At 49.2% G+C, this 18,476-nt stretch carries 13 protein-coding genes and 1 pseudogene; 8 read left to right on the top strand and 6 right to left on the bottom strand.

The annotated features are described in order from the left end of the window. Window positions 1-393: 393 nt before the first annotated feature. The 4 genes and pseudogenes from ACI77B_RS03165 to ACI77B_RS03150 form a co-directional block, all read right to left on the bottom strand. Window positions 394-1,266 (bottom strand): annotated as a pseudogene (locus ACI77B_RS03165) (IS3 family transposase); the annotation flags it as partial. A gap of 17 nt (window positions 1,267-1,283) precedes the next feature. Further along, window positions 1,284-1,979, bottom strand: a complete 696-nt coding sequence (locus tag ACI77B_RS03160) for a helix-turn-helix domain-containing protein (protein ID WP_409337335.1) — start codon at window positions 1,977-1,979, stop codon at window positions 1,284-1,286. Window positions 1,980-2,183: 204 nt separating this feature from the next. Continuing rightward, on the bottom strand, window positions 2,184-3,176 hold the full coding sequence (gene arsS, locus ACI77B_RS03155; protein WP_409337334.1) for an arsenosugar biosynthesis radical SAM (seleno)protein ArsS: 993 nt from the start codon (window positions 3,174-3,176) through the stop codon (window positions 2,184-2,186). Between the two features lie 107 nt (window positions 3,177-3,283). Next, window positions 3,284-3,616, bottom strand: coding sequence for an arsenosugar biosynthesis-associated peroxidase-like protein (locus ACI77B_RS03150; protein WP_409337333.1), 333 nt, complete (start codon window positions 3,614-3,616; stop codon window positions 3,284-3,286). A 481-nt stretch (window positions 3,617-4,097) separates the two neighbouring features. Between ACI77B_RS03150 and ACI77B_RS03145 the strand changes: the two genes are divergently transcribed. The 8 genes from ACI77B_RS03145 (at window position 4,098) to ACI77B_RS03110 (ending at window position 17,189) form a co-directional block, all read left to right on the top strand. Beyond that, window positions 4,098-5,123 (top strand): asparaginase, encoded by a 1,026-nt coding sequence (locus tag ACI77B_RS03145; protein ID WP_409337332.1) that lies wholly within the window; start codon window positions 4,098-4,100, stop codon window positions 5,121-5,123. Between the two features lie 721 nt (window positions 5,124-5,844). Continuing rightward, window positions 5,845-7,389 (top strand): glutamate/gamma-aminobutyrate family transporter YjeM, encoded by a 1,545-nt coding sequence (gene yjeM / locus ACI77B_RS03140; protein WP_409337331.1) that lies wholly within the window; start codon window positions 5,845-5,847, stop codon window positions 7,387-7,389. A gap of 370 nt (window positions 7,390-7,759) precedes the next feature. Further along, a complete protein-coding gene (locus tag ACI77B_RS03135) occupies window positions 7,760-9,154 on the top strand; it encodes an aminopeptidase (protein ID WP_409337330.1) in 1,395 nt (464 codons plus the stop codon). A 770-nt stretch (window positions 9,155-9,924) separates the two neighbouring features. Further along, the gene (locus ACI77B_RS03130; protein ID WP_409337329.1) at window positions 9,925-11,280 is read left to right on the top strand and encodes an acetyl-CoA hydrolase/transferase family protein; all 1,356 of its coding nucleotides are present in this window, start codon (window positions 9,925-9,927) and stop codon (window positions 11,278-11,280) included. Between the two features lie 206 nt (window positions 11,281-11,486). Beyond that, window positions 11,487-12,923: an adenylosuccinate lyase gene (gene purB / locus ACI77B_RS03125; protein WP_409337328.1), complete on the top strand. Its 1,437-nt coding sequence runs from the start codon at window positions 11,487-11,489 to the stop codon at window positions 12,921-12,923. 25 nt (window positions 12,924-12,948) lie between these two features. Next, entirely contained in the window at window positions 12,949-14,238 is a 1,290-nt protein-coding gene (locus tag ACI77B_RS03120) for an adenylosuccinate synthase (protein WP_409337327.1), read from the top strand. 150 nt (window positions 14,239-14,388) lie between these two features. After that, window positions 14,389-15,528, top strand: coding sequence for an alanine racemase (gene alr, locus ACI77B_RS03115; RefSeq protein WP_409337326.1), 1,140 nt, complete (start codon window positions 14,389-14,391; stop codon window positions 15,526-15,528). Window positions 15,529-15,746: 218 nt separating this feature from the next. Further along, window positions 15,747-17,189 (top strand): L,D-transpeptidase, encoded by a 1,443-nt coding sequence (locus ACI77B_RS03110; RefSeq protein WP_409337325.1) that lies wholly within the window; start codon window positions 15,747-15,749, stop codon window positions 17,187-17,189. A 420-nt stretch (window positions 17,190-17,609) separates the two neighbouring features. On the opposite strand, the gene rpsR is transcribed toward ACI77B_RS03110, so the two are convergent. Further along, a complete protein-coding gene (gene rpsR, locus ACI77B_RS03105) occupies window positions 17,610-17,849 on the bottom strand; it encodes a 30S ribosomal protein S18 (RefSeq protein WP_178264077.1) in 240 nt (79 codons plus the stop codon). A 20-nt stretch (window positions 17,850-17,869) separates the two neighbouring features. Further along, window positions 17,870-18,451: a single-stranded DNA-binding protein gene (locus tag ACI77B_RS03100; protein ID WP_409337324.1), complete on the bottom strand. Its 582-nt coding sequence runs from the start codon at window positions 18,449-18,451 to the stop codon at window positions 17,870-17,872. Window positions 18,452-18,476: the final 25 nt, after the last annotated feature.

Below are 18,476 nucleotides of genomic sequence, written 5' to 3'. Positions count from 1 at the left end.
ACACCTCCTTCTCTTAACTGCCCCCATTATACGGCTGGAAAAATCAGAATTCAACGGTTTTCTTTAGATTTCTTAAGATTTATTTTAGATTTCTTAAGAAATTCAAGCGAACTCCTTATTGCTATCATACAAACATCACAGTTCTGTCAGCAGCCGCCTGCGTCCAGTAACAAAAGACACATAGCAAGGGATACCCTCTATTTCGGAAAACGAAAACACATTTCTATAAAGTGGTATATGTATATGCCGATTGTTTTTAATAAAATAAGAACCCCACCCTTCCACGACGCTGAATGAACTGCTCCCCGTCAAGAGGACAGTGAAAAAACATAATATTTTTGACCAGTGGCCATCCGGTTACTGGTCATTCTTTCCATTTTTTGTAAAATTCCATTATGCGGCTCGCAGGTACGCCCGATGTTTTTCCATCGGAGTTACAACACCGAGCCGTCTCTGAAGTCTTCGGTTATTGTAGTAGCTGATGTAGTCTTCAATCATTGTCACCAGCTCTTCCCGGCTTTTGAACCGTCTGCCATAATATCGTTCGCGCTTGAGAATTCCCCAGAAGCCTTCCATCGGACCATTGTCGATACACCTTGCAACTCTGGACATACTCTGCGTCATGCCGGCATCTTCAAGTTTTTTATGGAATGCTCTGTTCGTGTACTGGAATCCACGGTCACTGTGGCATAATGGGTGTGCACCTGGATTCTCAGAAATGGCCTTATCAAAAGTGTCGAATACCAGCGAATTATTGTTGTTATCTCTGATTACATAGGACACAATCCGTCTGTCAAAAAGATCCAGAATGGCACTCAGATACACTTTGTGCACAACGATGCCTTCATACCATTTAAACTCCGTTACATCCGTCAGCCACTTCTGATTCGGAGCATCAGCAGTGAACATGCGGTTAAGGATATTATCTGCAATATACTGTGGGTGACTGGCTTGTCGTGTACACCCATGATTACAGTACTTGATCGTAGATTTAATGTCCTTTGCCCTGCAGATACGCAGTGCTCGCTTGTCATTAATGTGAATGCCATGATATCGGTCAAGATCATCGCTGATTCGGCGGTAGCCCTTGGACGGATCATCGTTATGGATATCTTCCATGATTCCTGCAATCCGTTCATTTTCTCTGATCCGTTTGCCCGTGTCACCTCTGAGCCATTTGTAGTAAGCAGATCTTGCTACATGAAGGATGGAGCAGCATGATTCAACCGGATATCCGTATTTTTTTGTGCAGTATTTTATGGAGCTGTAGAGATGGGACTGCCTTACTTGTGAAAGCGTTCTTTTCTCTCCAGCTCCCTTACTTTTTTTAACAGATCACGCTCCATCTTCGTCATGTACAGTTCCTGCTCCGTCTGCGCCAGCTTGATCTTCAACGTTTCAATCTCACTGCGCGGCTGCTGATCGGCTTTGCGTCTGCCGCGTCGATCCTCAAGACCTGCTTCTCCAAGTTCCGTATATCGTTTGACCCAGGCATACACCTGTTGGTAACTGACGCCATATTTCATGGCTGTTTCGCCATAATTCTTCCCATTTGCCAGACATTCTTTGGCAATATTAACGCGCTCATTTTTACTTGTCTTTCGTGATGTAGTCATACGGCTTCCTCCTGACATCTTTCGTGTGAAGTCTATGCCGTTATTATACATCTTTATCCATTTATGTAGTTGAGTGCGTGCTCTCAAACCGTATCGTGCCGAAATTTCCCGTTGTGAGCCTTCACCGTTCAGATAGCTGGTCACTGCTTTGAGTTTGAGTTCCGGCGGATAAACTCTGTTATGGCCGGTATCAAGGAAATCCATTTCTCCTTGTTCCTGATAGCGGAGAACCCATTCGCTGACAGAGCGACTATCAATACCAAGTTCTCTGGCTGCTCCTTTACGAGTCATTTTTCCTTCAGAAATTTGCCTGGCATATTTTAGTTTGATTTCCTCGGAAATTTTTTTACCTTTTCTACTCATAGAATACTCCCTTCATGAGTACAACCGTGTTTTGTTTTTTCACTGTCTCTCATAAGGGGAGCATATCAGAAGCATCGGGTGGGTGCCCGGGAACCTTGTTGTCGTCTAACGGGCAGACAATAAAAGGCCGGTGCAGGTAATCGTTTTCATCCTGCAGCGGCCTCCGTCATCATAAGAAATTATTTTGTTTTCTTGGTTACCGTTTTATTCCTCCGTCGTCGTTCCGCCGCAGCTGGATCCGGCGCCTGCCGTGCATGCGTAGCAGTGGTTGGCAAACACGATTTTTCTCTTCTGCAGCTTCGTATCGGTCAGATCTCTGATATTTCCCGGAACGTTTGCCGGAAGTCCAAGGGCCAGATTGAAGTCGCAGTCATAGACGGTGCCATCGTCATCAACAGAAATCTGATTGCGGCACATCATGTTTTCTGCTGCAGCAGGATTAAAGGCGTTGATCAGGCGTTTCATGTATCCCGGATAATTTCCGCTTCTCTTCAGGAAATCGCCGAAACGTCCGATCGGATTATTCGTGATGGCAAACAGGTCGTTGAATTTAATTCCAAACTCGCTTCCGAGCTTCTGCGCATACTCTGCTCCCAGCGCAGCCTGGTCCGGCGGAAGGAAAGCTCCGCCCGGGTTGTAAACCAGGTTCAGTGTAAGGCCATCTTCCACGCCGTAGCCTTCTGCGTTCAGCTTCTTAATCATATCAATGACGGCATCGAAGGTCCCCGCACCGCGCTGACGGTCTGCGTCTCTCTTCGCATAAGACGGAAGAGAAGCAAACAGCTCAACCCTGTACTTCTTATATATATCCAGATACTCCGCGTACTCCGGCTCCTCCAGAATAACCAGATTGGAGCGGACGATGACATGTGCACCTGCTTCTGTCGCCTTTTCAATCAGATACGGCGTATTCGGATTCATCTCCGGAGCGCCGCCCGTGATATCGATCGTTTTGAAGCCATTATTCTTGAAGACCGCAATGCAGGCGTCCATCGTTTCCTTATCCATCAGCTCCGTGCGGTCCGGTCCTGCCTGAACATGACAGTGTTTACAGTGCAGATTGCATTTCTTTCCTACATTGATCTGCATAATATCAAGGTGATCCAGAGTCTCGCAGTATTTCTGACAGGCTTCCTGCTCAGAAAACGCAGGAAAGTCCTTCATCTCATCTAAATACTCTTTTCCGTCTTTTTTCATGCCATTATTCTCCTGTTTACTTCATACGGGAAAGCCGCAGAACCGGAATCCGGCCCGCGGCATGTATTCATCAAAAACTTGTCCTGAATTCTTCGTTGTGACGCGGATTAAAACTCAAGCTTGTTTACAATATTCTTCATGATCAGGCTGTGCGCCAGCGTTGTGCCTGCACGCATTGCCGCAGTAACATGAGAAGCCTCGAAAATCGCGTCTCTGCTGACACCCATCTGCAGAAGAGCCTGTGTGTAAGAATCGATGCAGTACGGGCACTGCAGAGCCAGCGCAACACCATAGGCGATCAGCGCCTTCTCCTTGGCCGTCAGCGCACCGTCCGCCATGGACGCGCCATAATATTCCATAAATTTATTCCAGAGTTCCGGCGTATCCTCACCGAGATTTCCAAACTGCTCCAGGTCTTCCGGGTTGAAATATGTATCCATGTCTTCCTCCTTCTTTTCCGACAAAAAATAATCCGCAAGGAAACAGGACGGCATCTGCGGCCGCCCTGCGCCTCTGATAGACCAAGTCTAGTAACATTCCACTATCAATTATAGCAAGACGGAAGAGATAAATCCTATTCATAATCTCTATAAAGAGCAGGGATTTTAGAAGGCCCGCCTCTTCGAACTTCTGCCGCCGGTTCCCGGGGAGGGCTCCCCCCTTCAATCCCGGATTTTTTACACAATTCGTCAGCACGGAGAAAGCGCAGGAAGACATGACAGCCGGATTTACCGCTTTCAATTTGTACTGCTTAACATCATAAATTTACCCATGTTTGACAGATGTCCCAAAATACGTACGCATTTCAACAAACTCCTTGTATTCTTGCGCGTCTGGCCTTTTTCCCCGCAGAAAATATGATATGATGATGAGTGCTGAGCAATCAGCAGATGGAGTGTGAAATACATGAGAGGGACCAAAATGAAAAGAATTCTGATGATTGGAACGGGCGGCACGATTGCCTCGAAGAAAACGGAATACGGACTGACACCAGGGCTGACGGCGGAAGAGCTTCTGGACTATGTTCCGCAGATTGCAGATGTCTGTGACGTTGACTGCAAGCAGATCTGCTCGATCGACAGTACGGATGTCACGCCGGAATACTGGAAACTCATGGCCAGGACCGTAGAGGAAAATTATGATGATTACGACGGGTTTGTCATCGGCCACGGAACGGACACGATGGCGTATACGGCGGCGGCTCTCTCCTATCTGATTCAGAATTCCAGGAAGCCGATCGTCATTACCGGTGCGCAGAAACCGATCAGCAACGATATTACGGATGCGAAGACCAATTTACTGGACAGCTTCATCTATGCGGCGGACTACCGTTCTCACGGCGTCAGCATTGTTTTTGACGGAAAGGTCATTATCGGGACGAGGGCAAAGAAGGAACGGGCTAAGAGTTATAACGCCTTTACGAGCATCAATTTCCCCTGCCCGGCGATCATCCAGGACCGGCGCGTAATCCGATATATGCCGGAAGAGCTGTCGAGCAGACCGGTGAAATTTTATCATGAGCTTGGTGAAAGCATTTTCCTGCTGAAACTGATTCCGGGAATGAATCCGGATATTCTTCCATATCTGTTCGAGCATTACGACTGCATCGTGATCGAAAGCTTCGGAGTCGGCGGAATTCCGGCCTCTCTGCGGGATATGTTCTATAAAATCATGGATGAATACGTGCAGAATCAGGGAAAGATCGTCGTCATGGCAACGCAGGTTGTCAATGAGGGTTCCAATATGACCGTTTATAAGGTGGGGGCAAAGGTAAAGCATGATTTCAACCTGATCGAGGCTTACGACATGACTCTGGAAGCCGCGATTACCAAACTGATGTGGATCATGGGGCTCGGCGTGAAGAGCTATAAAGAAGTGAAGCAGCTGTTCTATACGACTGTCAATAAGGACATCATTTTCACGGAAGATCATATCGATGAACTGTAATAAAGTACGTTTTCTGACAATTAAAGTGAATTGAATTTCGCTTTATTGCATTCACAGTTTATCGCAGTAAACCAATAAATTACCATAAAGCAGCGGGCTTTTATTTCCCGCTGCTGTTTTTTATGTCATAAAAATAGATACGCTCCACGGCTGCACGAGAAGTTTATGCACTATTTCTGCATATTTTCGGAGGCACAGCAGCTGTCAGCGGTATTCTTCTACCATATCACGGCAGGACTCCCGCCGCTTCATTGCTTCATCTTACGAAAGTTATATTGTACTTATAATAATACAATGATTATTTTTGTTATTCAAAACAAATCTTTATTAAATATCATTAAATGATTTTGATTATGTAAAAAACTTTTGATTTTCATAGCAACAATGCTGCCAGATTTGGTATAATCACAGTCGACCGTCAGAAAAAAGATTATGCACATACTCGTGTATGGACTGTATAATCATTGAAGCATAGCACTTATGCTTCAATCTGTCTGAAAGTTCCCACTCAATTCAATCGCAATTTTCACAATAGTGAAGATGCATTTACGATCATGAAAATAGAGTGGAGTAAAAATACCCAACTCGGCCGGAACCAGATTCAGTCTGAATATATGAATTAATATGTCGGATAATCCGTATATTCACAACAGACAGCAATTACGTACTGACCGAACATATAGAAGTTTTCATGAAGGAAACTGAAAAAGGAGAGGTTTATATGGAAAAACAGGAAAAGAAACTGGGACTCGGAGCCTTGATTCTGATGATTTTTACATCAGTCTACGGCTTCAACAACATCCCGAGATCGTTTTATCTGATGGGATATGCCGCGATTCCGTGGTTCATCCTCGCGGGAATCACATTCTTCGTTCCTTATGCATTCATGGTTGCCGAATACGGTTCCGCATTTAAGAACGAAACCGGAGGAATTTACTCCTGGATGGAGAAATCCGTAGGTCCGAAGTACGCATTTGTTGCAACATTTATGTGGTACACCTCCTACGTACTCTGGATGGTAAACATCTGCTCCGGCATCTGGGTTCCGGTTTCCAACGCATTATTTGGAAAAGACACATCCGCTACATGGAAGCTATTCGGCATGAACTGGCTGTCTGGCCCGCGTCTTCTGGGAATTCTGGGAATTATCTTTATGATATTTATCACCGCTGTCGCCAGCAAGGGACTGAATAACATCCAGAAAGTTACCAATGTAGGCGGAATTGCCGTCATCGTCATCAATATCGTCGTTCTTGTCGGCGGATTCTTCATGATCATTGCCAACCACGGACATTTCGCACAGCCGTTTGAGGGCATGCATTCTCTGGGAACATCTCTGAACGCGGCCTACGCCGGCAATCCGATCATGATCCTGTCCTTCATCGTTTATGCCCTGTTCGCATACGGCGGACTGGAAGCCGTCGGAGGACTGGTTGACAAGACAGAAAACCCGAAGAAGACTTTCCCGAAGGGCGTTATGATCGCGGCAGTCGTCGTAGTCGTCGGCTACTCCGTTCTGATCCTGCTCGTCGGATCCTTCACCAACTATAAGGAAGTCATGGGTACTAACGGCGTTCATCTGGGCAACGTTTCCTATGTCATCATGGGCAACTTCGGAAAGATGTTCGGTGAGACCATCGGCGTCTCCGCATCAACCGCTGCCGCTATGGGCCACAACTTCGCGAGAATTTACGGACTGATCATGCTGCTTTCTCTGCTGGGCGCGTTCTTCACACTGAGCTACTCCCCGCTGAAGCAGATTATCGACGGAACACCGGCAGAGCTCTGGCCGGGCAAAATGGGAGTTACAAGAGACTATGACGGAATGCCGGTCAACGCGATGAAGATCCAGTGCATCGTCGTATGTATCATGATTTTCGGCGTATCTTTCGGCGGAAACGCCATGGCCAAGTTCTTCGTCATTCTGACGGACATGGTAAATGTAGGAATGACCGTTCCGTACATTTTCATCGCCGCTGCCTTCCCGGCATTCAAGAAACTGCAGAACCTGGACCGTCCATTTGTCATGTACAAGTCTCACGGATCCACCATGTTCTTCGCCTTCCTGGTATCCGCCATGCTGATTTTTGCCAATGTCTTCGCAATCATCCAGCCGGCCATTGAGGGCGACTTTATGACCACAGTCTGGACATTCGCAGGACCTCTGATCTTCTCCGCTGCAGCGCTGCTGATGTACGGCCGCTATGAGAAGAAGGTAAAGAATCACCAGATTCCGGCAAAAGATAACAGCGACAATGCCGCATAGCCTTGAAAACGGTACGCATGGAAACAGACATGCGCGCCTCACATAACACTGCCCCCCGTGCCTGCAAGGCATATGAAGCGGCGGAGCGGTCATCCATTCCGCCCGCCGCACAGATATTGTTTTCGGAAAGACGGAAAAGAAATACCACTGTCCCGAAAAGGCACACGGCACTGCAGTGCCGCGTGAAAACGAGGGCTGTTATACAGAAAATTCATTGCGTAATATAGAGTTTCATTCACACATACCAGACATATATTCGTTATAATAGACACATAAGTCAAAGATTAACCGCAGCGTCCGCTGGCCGACACAGCCGATACTGCAATTAATATGTTACAAAGAAGAAGTAAGGTAAGGAGGAAACACAGTCATGGAGCGTAAATATGCGTGGGAAAAATATGACGAAAATGATTTGAAGAAGATCAATGCATTCAGCGAAGAATACAAAACATTTCTGAGCTGCTGCAAAACTGAGCGCGAGTGCAACGACTACGCCATCGGGGAGATTAAAAAGGCCGGATACAAGGATCTGGAAGAGATCATTAGAAACGGCGGAAGCCTCAAGGCCGGAGACCGCGTTTACCGCAGCAACAGAGGAAAGAGCCTGGTGATGTTCCAGATCGGAACAGACCCTCTGGAGAACGGCGCCAACATCCTGGGCGCACACATTGACTCTCCGCGTCTGGACCTGAAGCAGAACCCGGTTTATGAGGAAGGCGGTTTCTGCCTCCTGAATACACATTACTACGGCGGAATCAAGAAATATCAGTGGGTCAACCGTCCGCTCGCCCTGCACGGCGTTGTCGCAAAGAAAGACGGAAGCGTTGTAAAGATCAGCATCGGCGAGAAGGACGACGAGCCTGTGTTCGGCGTTATGGACCTGCTGATCCACCTCGCTGCAAAGCAGATGGAAAAGAAAGCCGGAGAAGTCGTTGAAGGCGAAAAGCTGGACGTACTGGTTGGAAGCCAGCCGCTGAAGGGTGAAAAAGAAGACGACAAGCCATCTGTAAAGGACATGTTCCTGAAACTCCTGAAGGAGACTTACGGAATCGAAGAAGAGGATTTCCTCTCTGCAGAAATCGAAGTTGTACCGGCAGGAAAAGCAAGAGACATGGGACTGGACCGCAGCATGATCTTAAGCTACGGCCATGACGACCGCGTCTGCGGATTCCCGTCCTACCGCGCAATGCTGGAGCTGCCAGAGTCCATAGAGCGTACCTGCATCTGCCTGCTCGTCGATAAGGAAGAGATCGGAAGCATGGGCGCTACAGGAATGCAGTCCCGCTTCTTTGAGGAGACCGTCGGTGAAGTTCTGGAAGCCCTCGGCGTAAATCACATGACCGCAGTCGGCCGCACACTGAGAAACTCCACCATGCTGTCCTCCGATGTCAGCGCAGGATTCGATCCTCTCTTCCCGGACGTAATGGACACAGACAACTGCGCTTACCTGGGAAAGGGAATCGTATTGAATAAGTACACCGGTGTCAGAGGAAAGAACGGCTCCAACGATGCAAACGCAGAGTTCATCGAAAAAGTCCGCAAAGTATTTGATGACAACAACGTATACTTCCAGACCGCAGAGCTCGGCAAAGTCGATGCCGGCGGCGGCGGAACCATCGCTTACATCATGGCCAACTATGGCATGGATGTCATCGACAGCGGAGTTGCCGTTCTCGGCATGCACGCACCGAATGAAGTCGTCAGCAAGATCGATGTTTATGAAGCTCTGCTCGCATACGTCGCTTTCCTGAAAGACATGCGCTAACTGAATCCGCAATCGGACTAACATATTACCATACATAACCATTCAAGGCTGCAGACCGGATTTCATCACTTCTCCGGACTGCAGCCTTGTGGTTTTTCTGATTTAGCTTTATATTCTTCAGCATCTTTATCTTTGATACTCTGTGCATGTTCAACTTTCCCGCCTGCCCCGGCATATGGCCCGGGCACAGCCATTTCAGGGGACTTCCCTTGCCGTGTGAATTTTGTCTGCGCTAGAGATTAACGAACTTCACGGCATTATCAATGGAATCACTATCAACTCCTGCGACGCGGATACGAAGTTTACGTTGGTGTTTTATACAAAAAAGAAATTGACTTTGTCGCTATTAATCAAGGGAAAAAAATTTACATCCAAGCAGCCTATGATATATCTGAGGAAAAAACTTTCAAACGTGAAGTTGACCCATTACTGCAAATCAAGGACGCATATCCTCGTATGATCATAGCCAGAACACACCAGCCTTCGTATCAATACGAAGGAATCAACATCATCGATGCAGCAGACTGGCTTCTGCAAGAAAACGATTCAACCAGCGATATTACACGTCACACTCTCTAGTGCTGTTATCCGTTGTTCCTGTAAGGAACAACATTAAAGGAGGATTCTTTACTGGAAGTTCACAGTATACAGCACAGAAAACCTGTAGTCTGCTCTAATGACTGCGATTATGCTGTATAATAGTAATAATCATCAATCAATAATCAACAATCTAAATTCAATCAACTACATATATGAAGGAGTGTATATTTATGTATAAACTCGCAGACCTTCCATCAAAATATGAGGAAAAGAAGATGTCTCCGCAGCAGGCGGCGGAACTCGTGCATGACGGAGACCGCATAAGCTACGGCTTTGGCTACACGGCTCCCTACGCTGTGGACGAGGCTCTGGCAGAACGCCTGAAAAACGGAGACCTGAAGAATATCGAACTGGTAAATACGCTGTCTATGCATGAGCCGGCAGTTTATCAGGCAGCCGAAAATAATGACCAGATAAAATTTACCTGCGGCCACTTCAGCGGACTGGACAGGAAACACAGCAAGAACGGGCGCTGCTGGTTCACCCCGATTTTCTTCCGGGAAAGCCCGAAATACTGGGCAGAAGAAGCACCGGCAGATGTGCTGATCATCCAGACCACGCCGATGGATAAATGGGGAAATTTCAACATCGGCCCTGCCCTGACAGACATCCGCGGATACCTGAAAGGCGCGAAAAAAGTCATCGTAGAGACCAACAGTAAAATACCGTTCGTACACGGCATGCAGACGGAGCTGAATCTCTGTGATGTCGATGCGGTTGTAGAGGGAAATAACCCGGACATTCCGGAAATCACCTCCCGCCCTGCTGACGATAAGGACCGGAAAATCGCGGAAACGGTCGTGGATCTGATTGAAAGCGGCAGCACCCTGCAGCTGGGCATCGGCGCCCTGCCGAACATGATCGGCCAGATGCTCTGTGAATCCGACCGCACCGATCTGGGCGCCCACACAGAAATGCTCACCGACGCATATGTAGATCTGTACGAAGCCGGAAAACTGACCAGCAGCCACTCCTCCATCCCGGGAAAGATCGTCTACGCCTTTGCCGGTGGAACGAAGCGGCTGTATGATTTCCTGGACCACAACCAGAAGTGCTGCGCGGCGCCGGTCAGCTATGTCAACGATGTCCACGTCATCAGCAGCATCGATAAGATGATCTCCGTCAACGGTGCCATCGACCTGGACCTCTTCGGTCAGGTGAACGCAGAGTCTGCCGGATTCCAGCACATCAGCGGCACCGGCGGCCAGCTGGATTTTGTCCAGGGCGCCTACGGCTCCCGCGGCGGAAAGAGCTTCATCTGCCTGCATTCCACCAGACAAAAGAAAGACGGCAGTGTGGAAAGCCTGATCAAACCGGTGCTCCCGCTGGGTTCCATCGTCACCACACCGCGTGCCGCCGTCCATTACGTCGTTACCGAATACGGAGCTGCTGAACTGAAGGGAAAATCCACCTGGAAACGCGCGGAAGCACTGATTAACATTGCCCATCCGGACTTCCGGGATGAACTGATTAAAGACGCAGAAAAAATGGGCATCTGGATGAACACCAGCAGGCTGTCTCTGTAGTATGCGCTTGCATGAATGTTGTATTTTCAATGTTTATGCAGGACAGACACATATTATGTAATCGCACAATTTTACTGTAACCCTTTCGTGTCGGTGTTGAAGATTACACGTTCAGATGATATAATTCAGATTGTTCGAGAACGACAAGACGGCAGCGGCCTTGAACAGTTATTTTTTGCCGCCGCACCTGAAACGGAGGAATGGACATGGCAGACAGAACCAGCTACACCAGCCCTTTATCGACGAGATACGCAAGCAAAGAAATGAAGTATCTCTTCTCGCCGGAGATGAAATTCAAGACATGGAGACGTCTCTGGATCGCGCTTGCGGAATCGGAAAAGGAACTGGGTCTGGATATCACACAGGAACAGATCGATGAACTGAAAGCGCATAAGGACGATATCAATTATGAAGTGGCTGAGGCCAGAGAGAAAGAGGTCCTTCACGATGTAATGTCTCATGTATACGCTTACGGAAAGCAGTGCCCGCATGCCAAGCCAATCATTCACCTCGGTGCGACGTCCTGCTACGTCAGAGATAACACCGACATTATTATCATGTCGGAGGCGCTGAAACTGATCCGCATTCAGCTGCTGAACGCGATGGACCGCCTGGCTGTATTCGCAGACGAGTATAAGAATCAGCCGACGCTGGCATTCACGCATTATCAGCCAGCTCAGCCGACAACTGTCGGAAAGCGTGCCACCCTCTGGCTGCAGGATCTGGTTATGGACCTTGAGGATCTGAACTACGTTCTGGATTCTCTGAAGCTTCTGGGCTGCAAGGGAACGACCGGAACACAGGCTTCCTTCCTGGAACTGTTCAACGGAGATCATGAGAAATGCCGCCAGCTGGATATGAAGATCGCGGAGAAGATGGGATTCTCTCAGGTTTACCCGGTTTCCGGACAAACTTATTCCCGCAAGGTAGACAGCCGTGTACTGAATGTCCTGGCAGGAATCGCGCAGTCCGCGCATAAGTTCTCCAACGACATCCGTCTCCTTCAGCATATGAAGGAAGTTGAAGAACCGTTTGAAAAGCATCAGATCGGTTCTTCCGCAATGGCATATAAGCGCAATCCGATGCGTTCCGAGAGAATGGCATCGCTGGCCAACTATGTCATGAGTGACGCGATGAACCCGCAGATTACTGCTGCGACACAGTGGTTTGAGCGTACACTCGATGATTCTGCTAATAAGAGAATTAGTGTGTCCGAGGCCTTCCTCGCGACCAACGCGATTCTTGAGTTATACATCAATATTTCTGATGGCCTGGTGGTTTATCCGAAGGTCATCGAATCACACCTCATGGCAGAGCTTCCGTTCATGGCAACGGAGAATATCATGATGGATGCGGTAAAAGCCGGCGGAGACCGCCAGGAGCTTCATGAGCGCATCCGTGAACTGTCCATGCAGGCATCGAAAACCGTTAAAGTTGAGGGCAAACCGAACAATCTGCTCGATCTGATCGCTGCAGACCCTCTCTTTAATACAAACAAAGAGGCTTTACAGAAGGTTTTGAAGCCAGAAAACTATGTTGGACGCGCACCAGAGCAGACAACCGAGTTTCTTAACGGGGTCATAAAGCCTATTCTTTCAGCACACGAGTCCGTCCTCGGACGCAAGGCTGAAATCAACGTTTAATCGTAGGATAGGAGGAATATCAACTATGGTAAAAGCAATCGTAGGCGCAAACTGGGGAGACGAAGGAAAAGGCAAGATCACAGACATGCTGGCAGAAAATGCTGACGTCGTCGTCCGTTTCCAGGGAGGAGCTAACGCAGGACACACCATCAAGAATTCTTATGGTAAATTCTCTCTGCATATGATTCCATCCGGCGCATTCTATGATCACTGCACCTGTGTACTCGGAAACGGTGTTGCACTCGACATTCCGAGACTGATGAAGGAAATCGACGATCTGACTTCTCACGGAGTTCCGAAGCCGCATCTGATGGTTTCTGACCGTGCTCAGGTCGTTATGCCGTACCACATTCTGCTGGACGGATACGAGGAAGAGCGTCTTGCCGGAAAGGCATTCGGTTCCACCAAGTCTGGAATCGCTCCATGCTACTCCGATAAGTATGCCAAGATCGGTTTCCAGATCAACGAGCTGTTCATGCCGGACGACAAGCTGAAAGAGCGCATTAACAACGTCTGCACCATCAAGAACACACTGATTAAATATCTTTATCATAAGCCGGAGCTGGATCCGGATGAGCTGTATAAGACCATCTGCGAATACAGAGAGATGATCCGTCCTTACGTCGGACACACTTCCGCTTTCCTGCATAAGGCACTGAAAGAAGGAAAGACGATCCTGGTTGAGGGTCAGCTGGGAACAATGAAGGATATCGACCACGGAATTTATCCGATGACGACCTCCTCCAATACTATCGCCGGATATGCAGCCGCAGGTGCCGGAGTTCCGCCATATGAGATCAAGGATATCGTTGCGGTAACCAAGGCATACTCTTCTTCCGTAGGCGGCGGAGACTTTGTCACTGAGCTCCACGGAGATGAGGCGGAAGATCTGCGCAAGCGCGGCGGAGACGGCGGAGAGTACGGTGCTACAACCGGACGTCCGAGAAGAGTCGGCTGGTATGACTGTGTTGCTTCCCGCTACGGATGCACTCTGCAGGGCGCTACTGAGGTTGCCCTGACCGTTCTGGACCCACTGGGATATCTGGATGAAATTCCACTCTGTGTCGGATATGAGATGGACGGAAAGGAAATCCAGGACTTCCCTAATGTAACAGACCTCTCCAGATGCAAGGCTGTTTATAAGAAGATGCCGGGCTGGAAGTGCGACATCACAGGCATCCGCAAGTTTGAGGATCTGCCGCAGGAGGCACAGGATTACGTTAATGAGATCGAGCGTCAGATCGGATTCCCGATCACGATGGTTTCCAACGGACCGGCTCGTGAGGACATTATCCAGCGCAAACCTCTTATCTAATTGAATTTTGTCTGAAAAGAGCAGTGTGAATTCACGCTGAAACGGAGAAGAATCCCGCTGCTCTTCTCTTGTATACAAACATGACTGAATACTCAGCGTATTCCCAACATGTTTAATAATATGAAGAAGGTATTAAAGGAGGTAGAACCAATGTATAAGGAAGCATTACGTCCTGCATGGGTAGAAATTAACCTTTCTAACCTGGATTACAACATCAAGAGCATCCAGAAGAAGATCGGACCGAATGCAAAGATGGTCGGCGTCATCAAGGCGGACGCTTACGGTCACGGCAGCGTGGAAACCGCGCACGTCCTGATCGAAAACGGCGTCGACACCTTCGCTGTCGCTACGCTTGCAGAGGGCGCAACACTGAGAAATGCCGGAATCGAAGGCGAAATCATCTGCCTGGGACTGACTCCGGACATGTATGCAGACGCTCTGGTAAAATACGACATTACTCCGGTTTTCTGCTCTCTTGAGAACGCAAAGGCAATCGATGCGGCGGCAAAGGCTGCCGGCAAGACCGTAGAAGCCCTGATCGCCGTAGACACCGGAATGGGCAGAATCGGCTACCAGTGGAATGACACCGACCACGCTGCGGAAGAGCTGAAGGAAGTCGAAAAACTCTCCAACTTCAAGATTAAGGGAATGATTTCCCACTTCTCCACAGCAGACGCAAAGGATCTGGACTATGCACACGGCCAGGAAGCACATTACAATCACTTCTATGAGGAAGTCAGCAAGGCCGGCGTAAAGATCCCTAAGCGCACCCTCGCAAACAGCGCGGCAATCATGAGAATGCCGGAGGTTTACTTCGATAAGTGCAGGGCCGGCATCATTCTCTACGGACTGTATCCGTCCCACGATGTAGACCCGAAAGACCTGTCCATCAAGCCGGTTATGTCCGTCAAGGCCAACATCGTCCATCTGAAGGACGTTCCGGCAGACTTCTCCGTCGGCTACGGCAGAAAATACATCTCCAAGGCTCCTGCCAAGATCGCTACAGTCGGCATCGGATACGCAGACGGCTATCCGCGTCCGTACTCCCCGGTCGGCAAGGTCCTGATCGACGGCCACATCTGCCCGATCGCCGGAAATATATGCATGGACCAGTTCATGGTTGATGTCACCGACGTTCCGGATGTCAAGGTCGGCGATGAAGTCATCGTCATGGGAAGTGACGGAAAGAATGAGATCACTGCAGACGACATCGCAGACGCAACAGGCACGATCAACTACGAAATCACCTGCGCATTCGGCCAGAGACTGCCGAAAGTCTACGTAAAATAGGCACTGCACAGGAATTGACACACATTCAGGGGGGCCGCATTTCCGCGGCCTCTTTTTCTTAATTTTTATTCAGTAGTTATTCTGGCGTTCCGGGGCTATAATGAACTTGTGTTCCCCGCCGGTAAGGAAAATTTTGTCCACCCTGCCGCATCGGGCAGCAGAAGACCGGCGGATCTTGCGGAGCACGATAAAATTCAAATGTACAAGGAGCAGTTATCATGAAGAAAACATACAATCGTACCATTACGCTTGTACTGGCTCTCGCCATGATCATCACGCTGTTCGCAGCGTACCTGGAGCCGGCATCCGCCGCTTCCTCCGGAAAATACTGGCTGAAGGTCAATCAGAAGCGTAATGTCATCACCGCCTATAAGAGAACGGGCGGAAAATGGAAGCCTGTCCGCGCCATGCTGTGTTCAACCGGTGTAAATACAACTCCGGAAACCACAACCTATAACGGAACCTGGCGCACATCCTCCAAGAAACGCTGGCTGACCATGTCCCTGGACGGAAGTTTCTTTGACTATGGACAGTACACCGCCCATCTGTACGGCGGAATCTTCATTCACAGCGTCTGGTATTACGCGCCGAAGCATAATGCCCAGGCCCGCGCAGAGTTCAACAAGCTCGGAAAGAAGGCCTCTCACGGCTGCATCCGCGTTTCCACTGCGGACGCAAAGTGGATGTACAACAACTGTCCTGCAGGAACCAAGGTAACCATCTACTCCAGCAGCAAGGCCGGCCCGCTCGGAAAGCCGAAGGCGATCAAGGTCCCGGGAAATGCCACAAGAAGCTGGGATCCGACCGATCCGGCCAAGGGAAATCCGCTCCGCCATCTGATGCCGAAGCCGGTAATCAAGGTAAAGAAGGCCTCTGCTGTCGCACAGGGCGCTTCCTACAACCTGAAGAGCGGCGTTACAGCGAAAGACCCGAATTCCTTTATGGACCTGACCAAATATCTGAAGGTCGCAAAACTGCAGATGAAAGCAGCCGGATCTTCTGCATATAAGAAGATCAGCACCTCTTCCTTCTCCACAGATAACGCAGGAACATACGTCGTTACCTACTACGTTAAGGATCCATGGGGAAGATCCAAGACAGCCAGCTTCAAATTCGTTGTCAAGGCAGCACAGAGCAAACCGTCCATCAGCGGAGCAGCTGACCGCACTGTAGAAACAGGAAGCAGCAATGCCGTATCCGGAGTAACCGGAAAGCAGGGATCCACTGACCGCACATCCGCGATCCAGGTAACCATCAAGGATCCGAGCGGAAAGACCTCAACCATGTCCTACAGCAAGGCAGAGGCTTACGTCTTCTCCAAGGACGGAAACTACACGGTAAGCTATGCCCTGACCAGCACGGCAGATAAGAAAGTTGTCGCAAAGGCATCGGTAACCATTACTGCTGAGACGATGAACGAAGTTCCGGACGTCAAGGGAAAGACCGAAGCAGAAGCAAAGGAAACTCTGGAAAAGGCCGGATTCACCGTCCAGACCGAGTACACAACACTGACAGCCGATGAACTGAAGAAGAACGCCGATCGCTTCGGCGACGCCTCCTTCGGACAGGTTTATGAGCAGACTACTGCCGGAAGTAAATTAAAGGCAGGAAGCGCCGTCACCATCAAGGTGCTGAAGGAAGAGACAAGCGCTTCCAAGTAATACAACAGAACATCATTCCGATCGAGATAAAGTCCGGACGCCATAAACGATCGACGAGCCTGAAGAATTACAGAGAAAAATACCATCCGGCATACAGCATCCGCTTCTCAGAATTAAACTTCGGCTGGTCGGACAATCTGTACTCTGTTCCCCTCTACGCCGCCTTCTGCGTCTGTGATCCGCAATAAAGCGGTTCCCGGCGAATGGAATGCCCATCCTGACCCGCTCCGCACGATTAATTCCGCGCACGAAAAAACCGCACAGCCGGTGCATTGGAAATTCCTCTGCATCCCCCTGTGCGGTTATCCGTGTCACGTCTTGCGCGCAGCTGAACTGTGTCGCCAGCGTGGTCATATTCTTTTCTATAACGTCAGCTGCATGAAACACATGTCAGCTGCCTAATCATCCAGATTCGAGTAATTAGTCTGCAACGTATGGCAGAAGAGCAACGATTCTTGCTCTCTTGATCGCTGTAGTCAGCTCTCTCTGGTGCTTAGCACAAGTTCCTGTGATTCTCTTCGGAAGAATCTTACCTCTCTCAGTAACAAACTTCTTCAGCTTCTCAACGTCCTTGTAATCGATAACTTCTGATTTATCTGCGCAGAACTGGCATACTTTCTTTCTTCTCATGCCACCGCGGCGTCTGTTATCCATAGCCATGATATTCTATCCCCTTTCCATTAGAATGGAACGTCTTCATCGATCGCTTCAAAGGAATCTGGCATATCATCTGCCTGGTCATTCTGAGCCGGCTGATTCTGTGCCTGCGGTGCAGACTGACTCTGCTGCGGAGCAGAATATGAAGGAGCCTGCTGGCCCTGTCCGTATCCACCATTGCCGTAACCGCCCGCGTTCTGATTCTGATATCCGCCGTTGTTATAACCGCCGGAATATCCGTCATTTCCGCCCTGACGGTAATTCTGACCTGAGCCGCTTCCCTGGCGGTCGCCCCACTCAAGGAATTCTACACGGTTTGCCACAACATCTGTTGTATAGACGGTGTCGCCCTTCTGATTCTGATAGCTGCCCGTCTGAATGCGTCCGCTGACTGCTACGAGTCTGCCCTTGGCCAGATATTTCTCGCAGGTCTCTGCCTGTCTTCCAAATACAACGATCCTAGGAAAATCCGCCTGACGTTCTCCGCCGTTTCTCACCGGACGGTCAATCGCAAGCGTGAAGCTTGCAACTGCCATCTGACTTCCGGATGTGTAACGGACCTGCGGATCTTTCGTTAATCTCCCGATCAGTACAACACTATTCATGTTCGCACCCTTTCATCTGATCTTT

The organism is Eubacterium sp. F2, from assembly GCF_046244355.1.
In the GTDB taxonomy this organism is placed as follows: Bacteria; Bacillota; Clostridia; order Peptostreptococcales; family Anaerovoracaceae; genus Aminicella.
The sequence above is the reverse complement of the archived record's forward strand: the minus strand, read 5'-3'. Positions and strand labels throughout refer to the sequence as shown.

What these genes read in the sequence shown, in the direction of transcription:
- ACI77B_RS03160 (WP_409337335.1), bottom strand. Translation starts at nt 1,979, where the DNA reads ATGAGTAGAAAAGGTAAAAAAATTTCCGAGGAAATCAAACTAAAATAT.
- arsS (WP_409337334.1), bottom strand. Translation starts at nt 3,176, where the DNA reads ATGAAAAAAGACGGAAAAGAGTATTTAGATGAGATGAAGGACTTTCCT.
- ACI77B_RS03150 (WP_409337333.1), bottom strand. Translation starts at nt 3,616, where the DNA reads ATGGATACATATTTCAACCCGGAAGACCTGGAGCAGTTTGGAAATCTC.
- ACI77B_RS03145 (WP_409337332.1), top strand. Translation starts at nt 4,098, where the DNA reads ATGAAAAGAATTCTGATGATTGGAACGGGCGGCACGATTGCCTCGAAG.
- yjeM (WP_409337331.1), top strand. Translation starts at nt 5,845, where the DNA reads ATGGAAAAACAGGAAAAGAAACTGGGACTCGGAGCCTTGATTCTGATG.
- ACI77B_RS03135 (WP_409337330.1), top strand. Translation starts at nt 7,760, where the DNA reads ATGGAGCGTAAATATGCGTGGGAAAAATATGACGAAAATGATTTGAAG.
- ACI77B_RS03130 (WP_409337329.1), top strand. Translation starts at nt 9,925, where the DNA reads ATGTATAAACTCGCAGACCTTCCATCAAAATATGAGGAAAAGAAGATG.
- purB (WP_409337328.1), top strand. Translation starts at nt 11,487, where the DNA reads ATGGCAGACAGAACCAGCTACACCAGCCCTTTATCGACGAGATACGCA.
- ACI77B_RS03120 (WP_409337327.1), top strand. Translation starts at nt 12,949, where the DNA reads ATGGTAAAAGCAATCGTAGGCGCAAACTGGGGAGACGAAGGAAAAGGC.
- alr (WP_409337326.1), top strand. Translation starts at nt 14,389, where the DNA reads ATGTATAAGGAAGCATTACGTCCTGCATGGGTAGAAATTAACCTTTCT.
- ACI77B_RS03110 (WP_409337325.1), top strand. Translation starts at nt 15,747, where the DNA reads ATGAAGAAAACATACAATCGTACCATTACGCTTGTACTGGCTCTCGCC.
- rpsR (WP_178264077.1), bottom strand. Translation starts at nt 17,849, where the DNA reads ATGGCTATGGATAACAGACGCCGCGGTGGCATGAGAAGAAAGAAAGTA.
- ACI77B_RS03100 (WP_409337324.1), bottom strand. Translation starts at nt 18,451, where the DNA reads ATGAATAGTGTTGTACTGATCGGGAGATTAACGAAAGATCCGCAGGTC.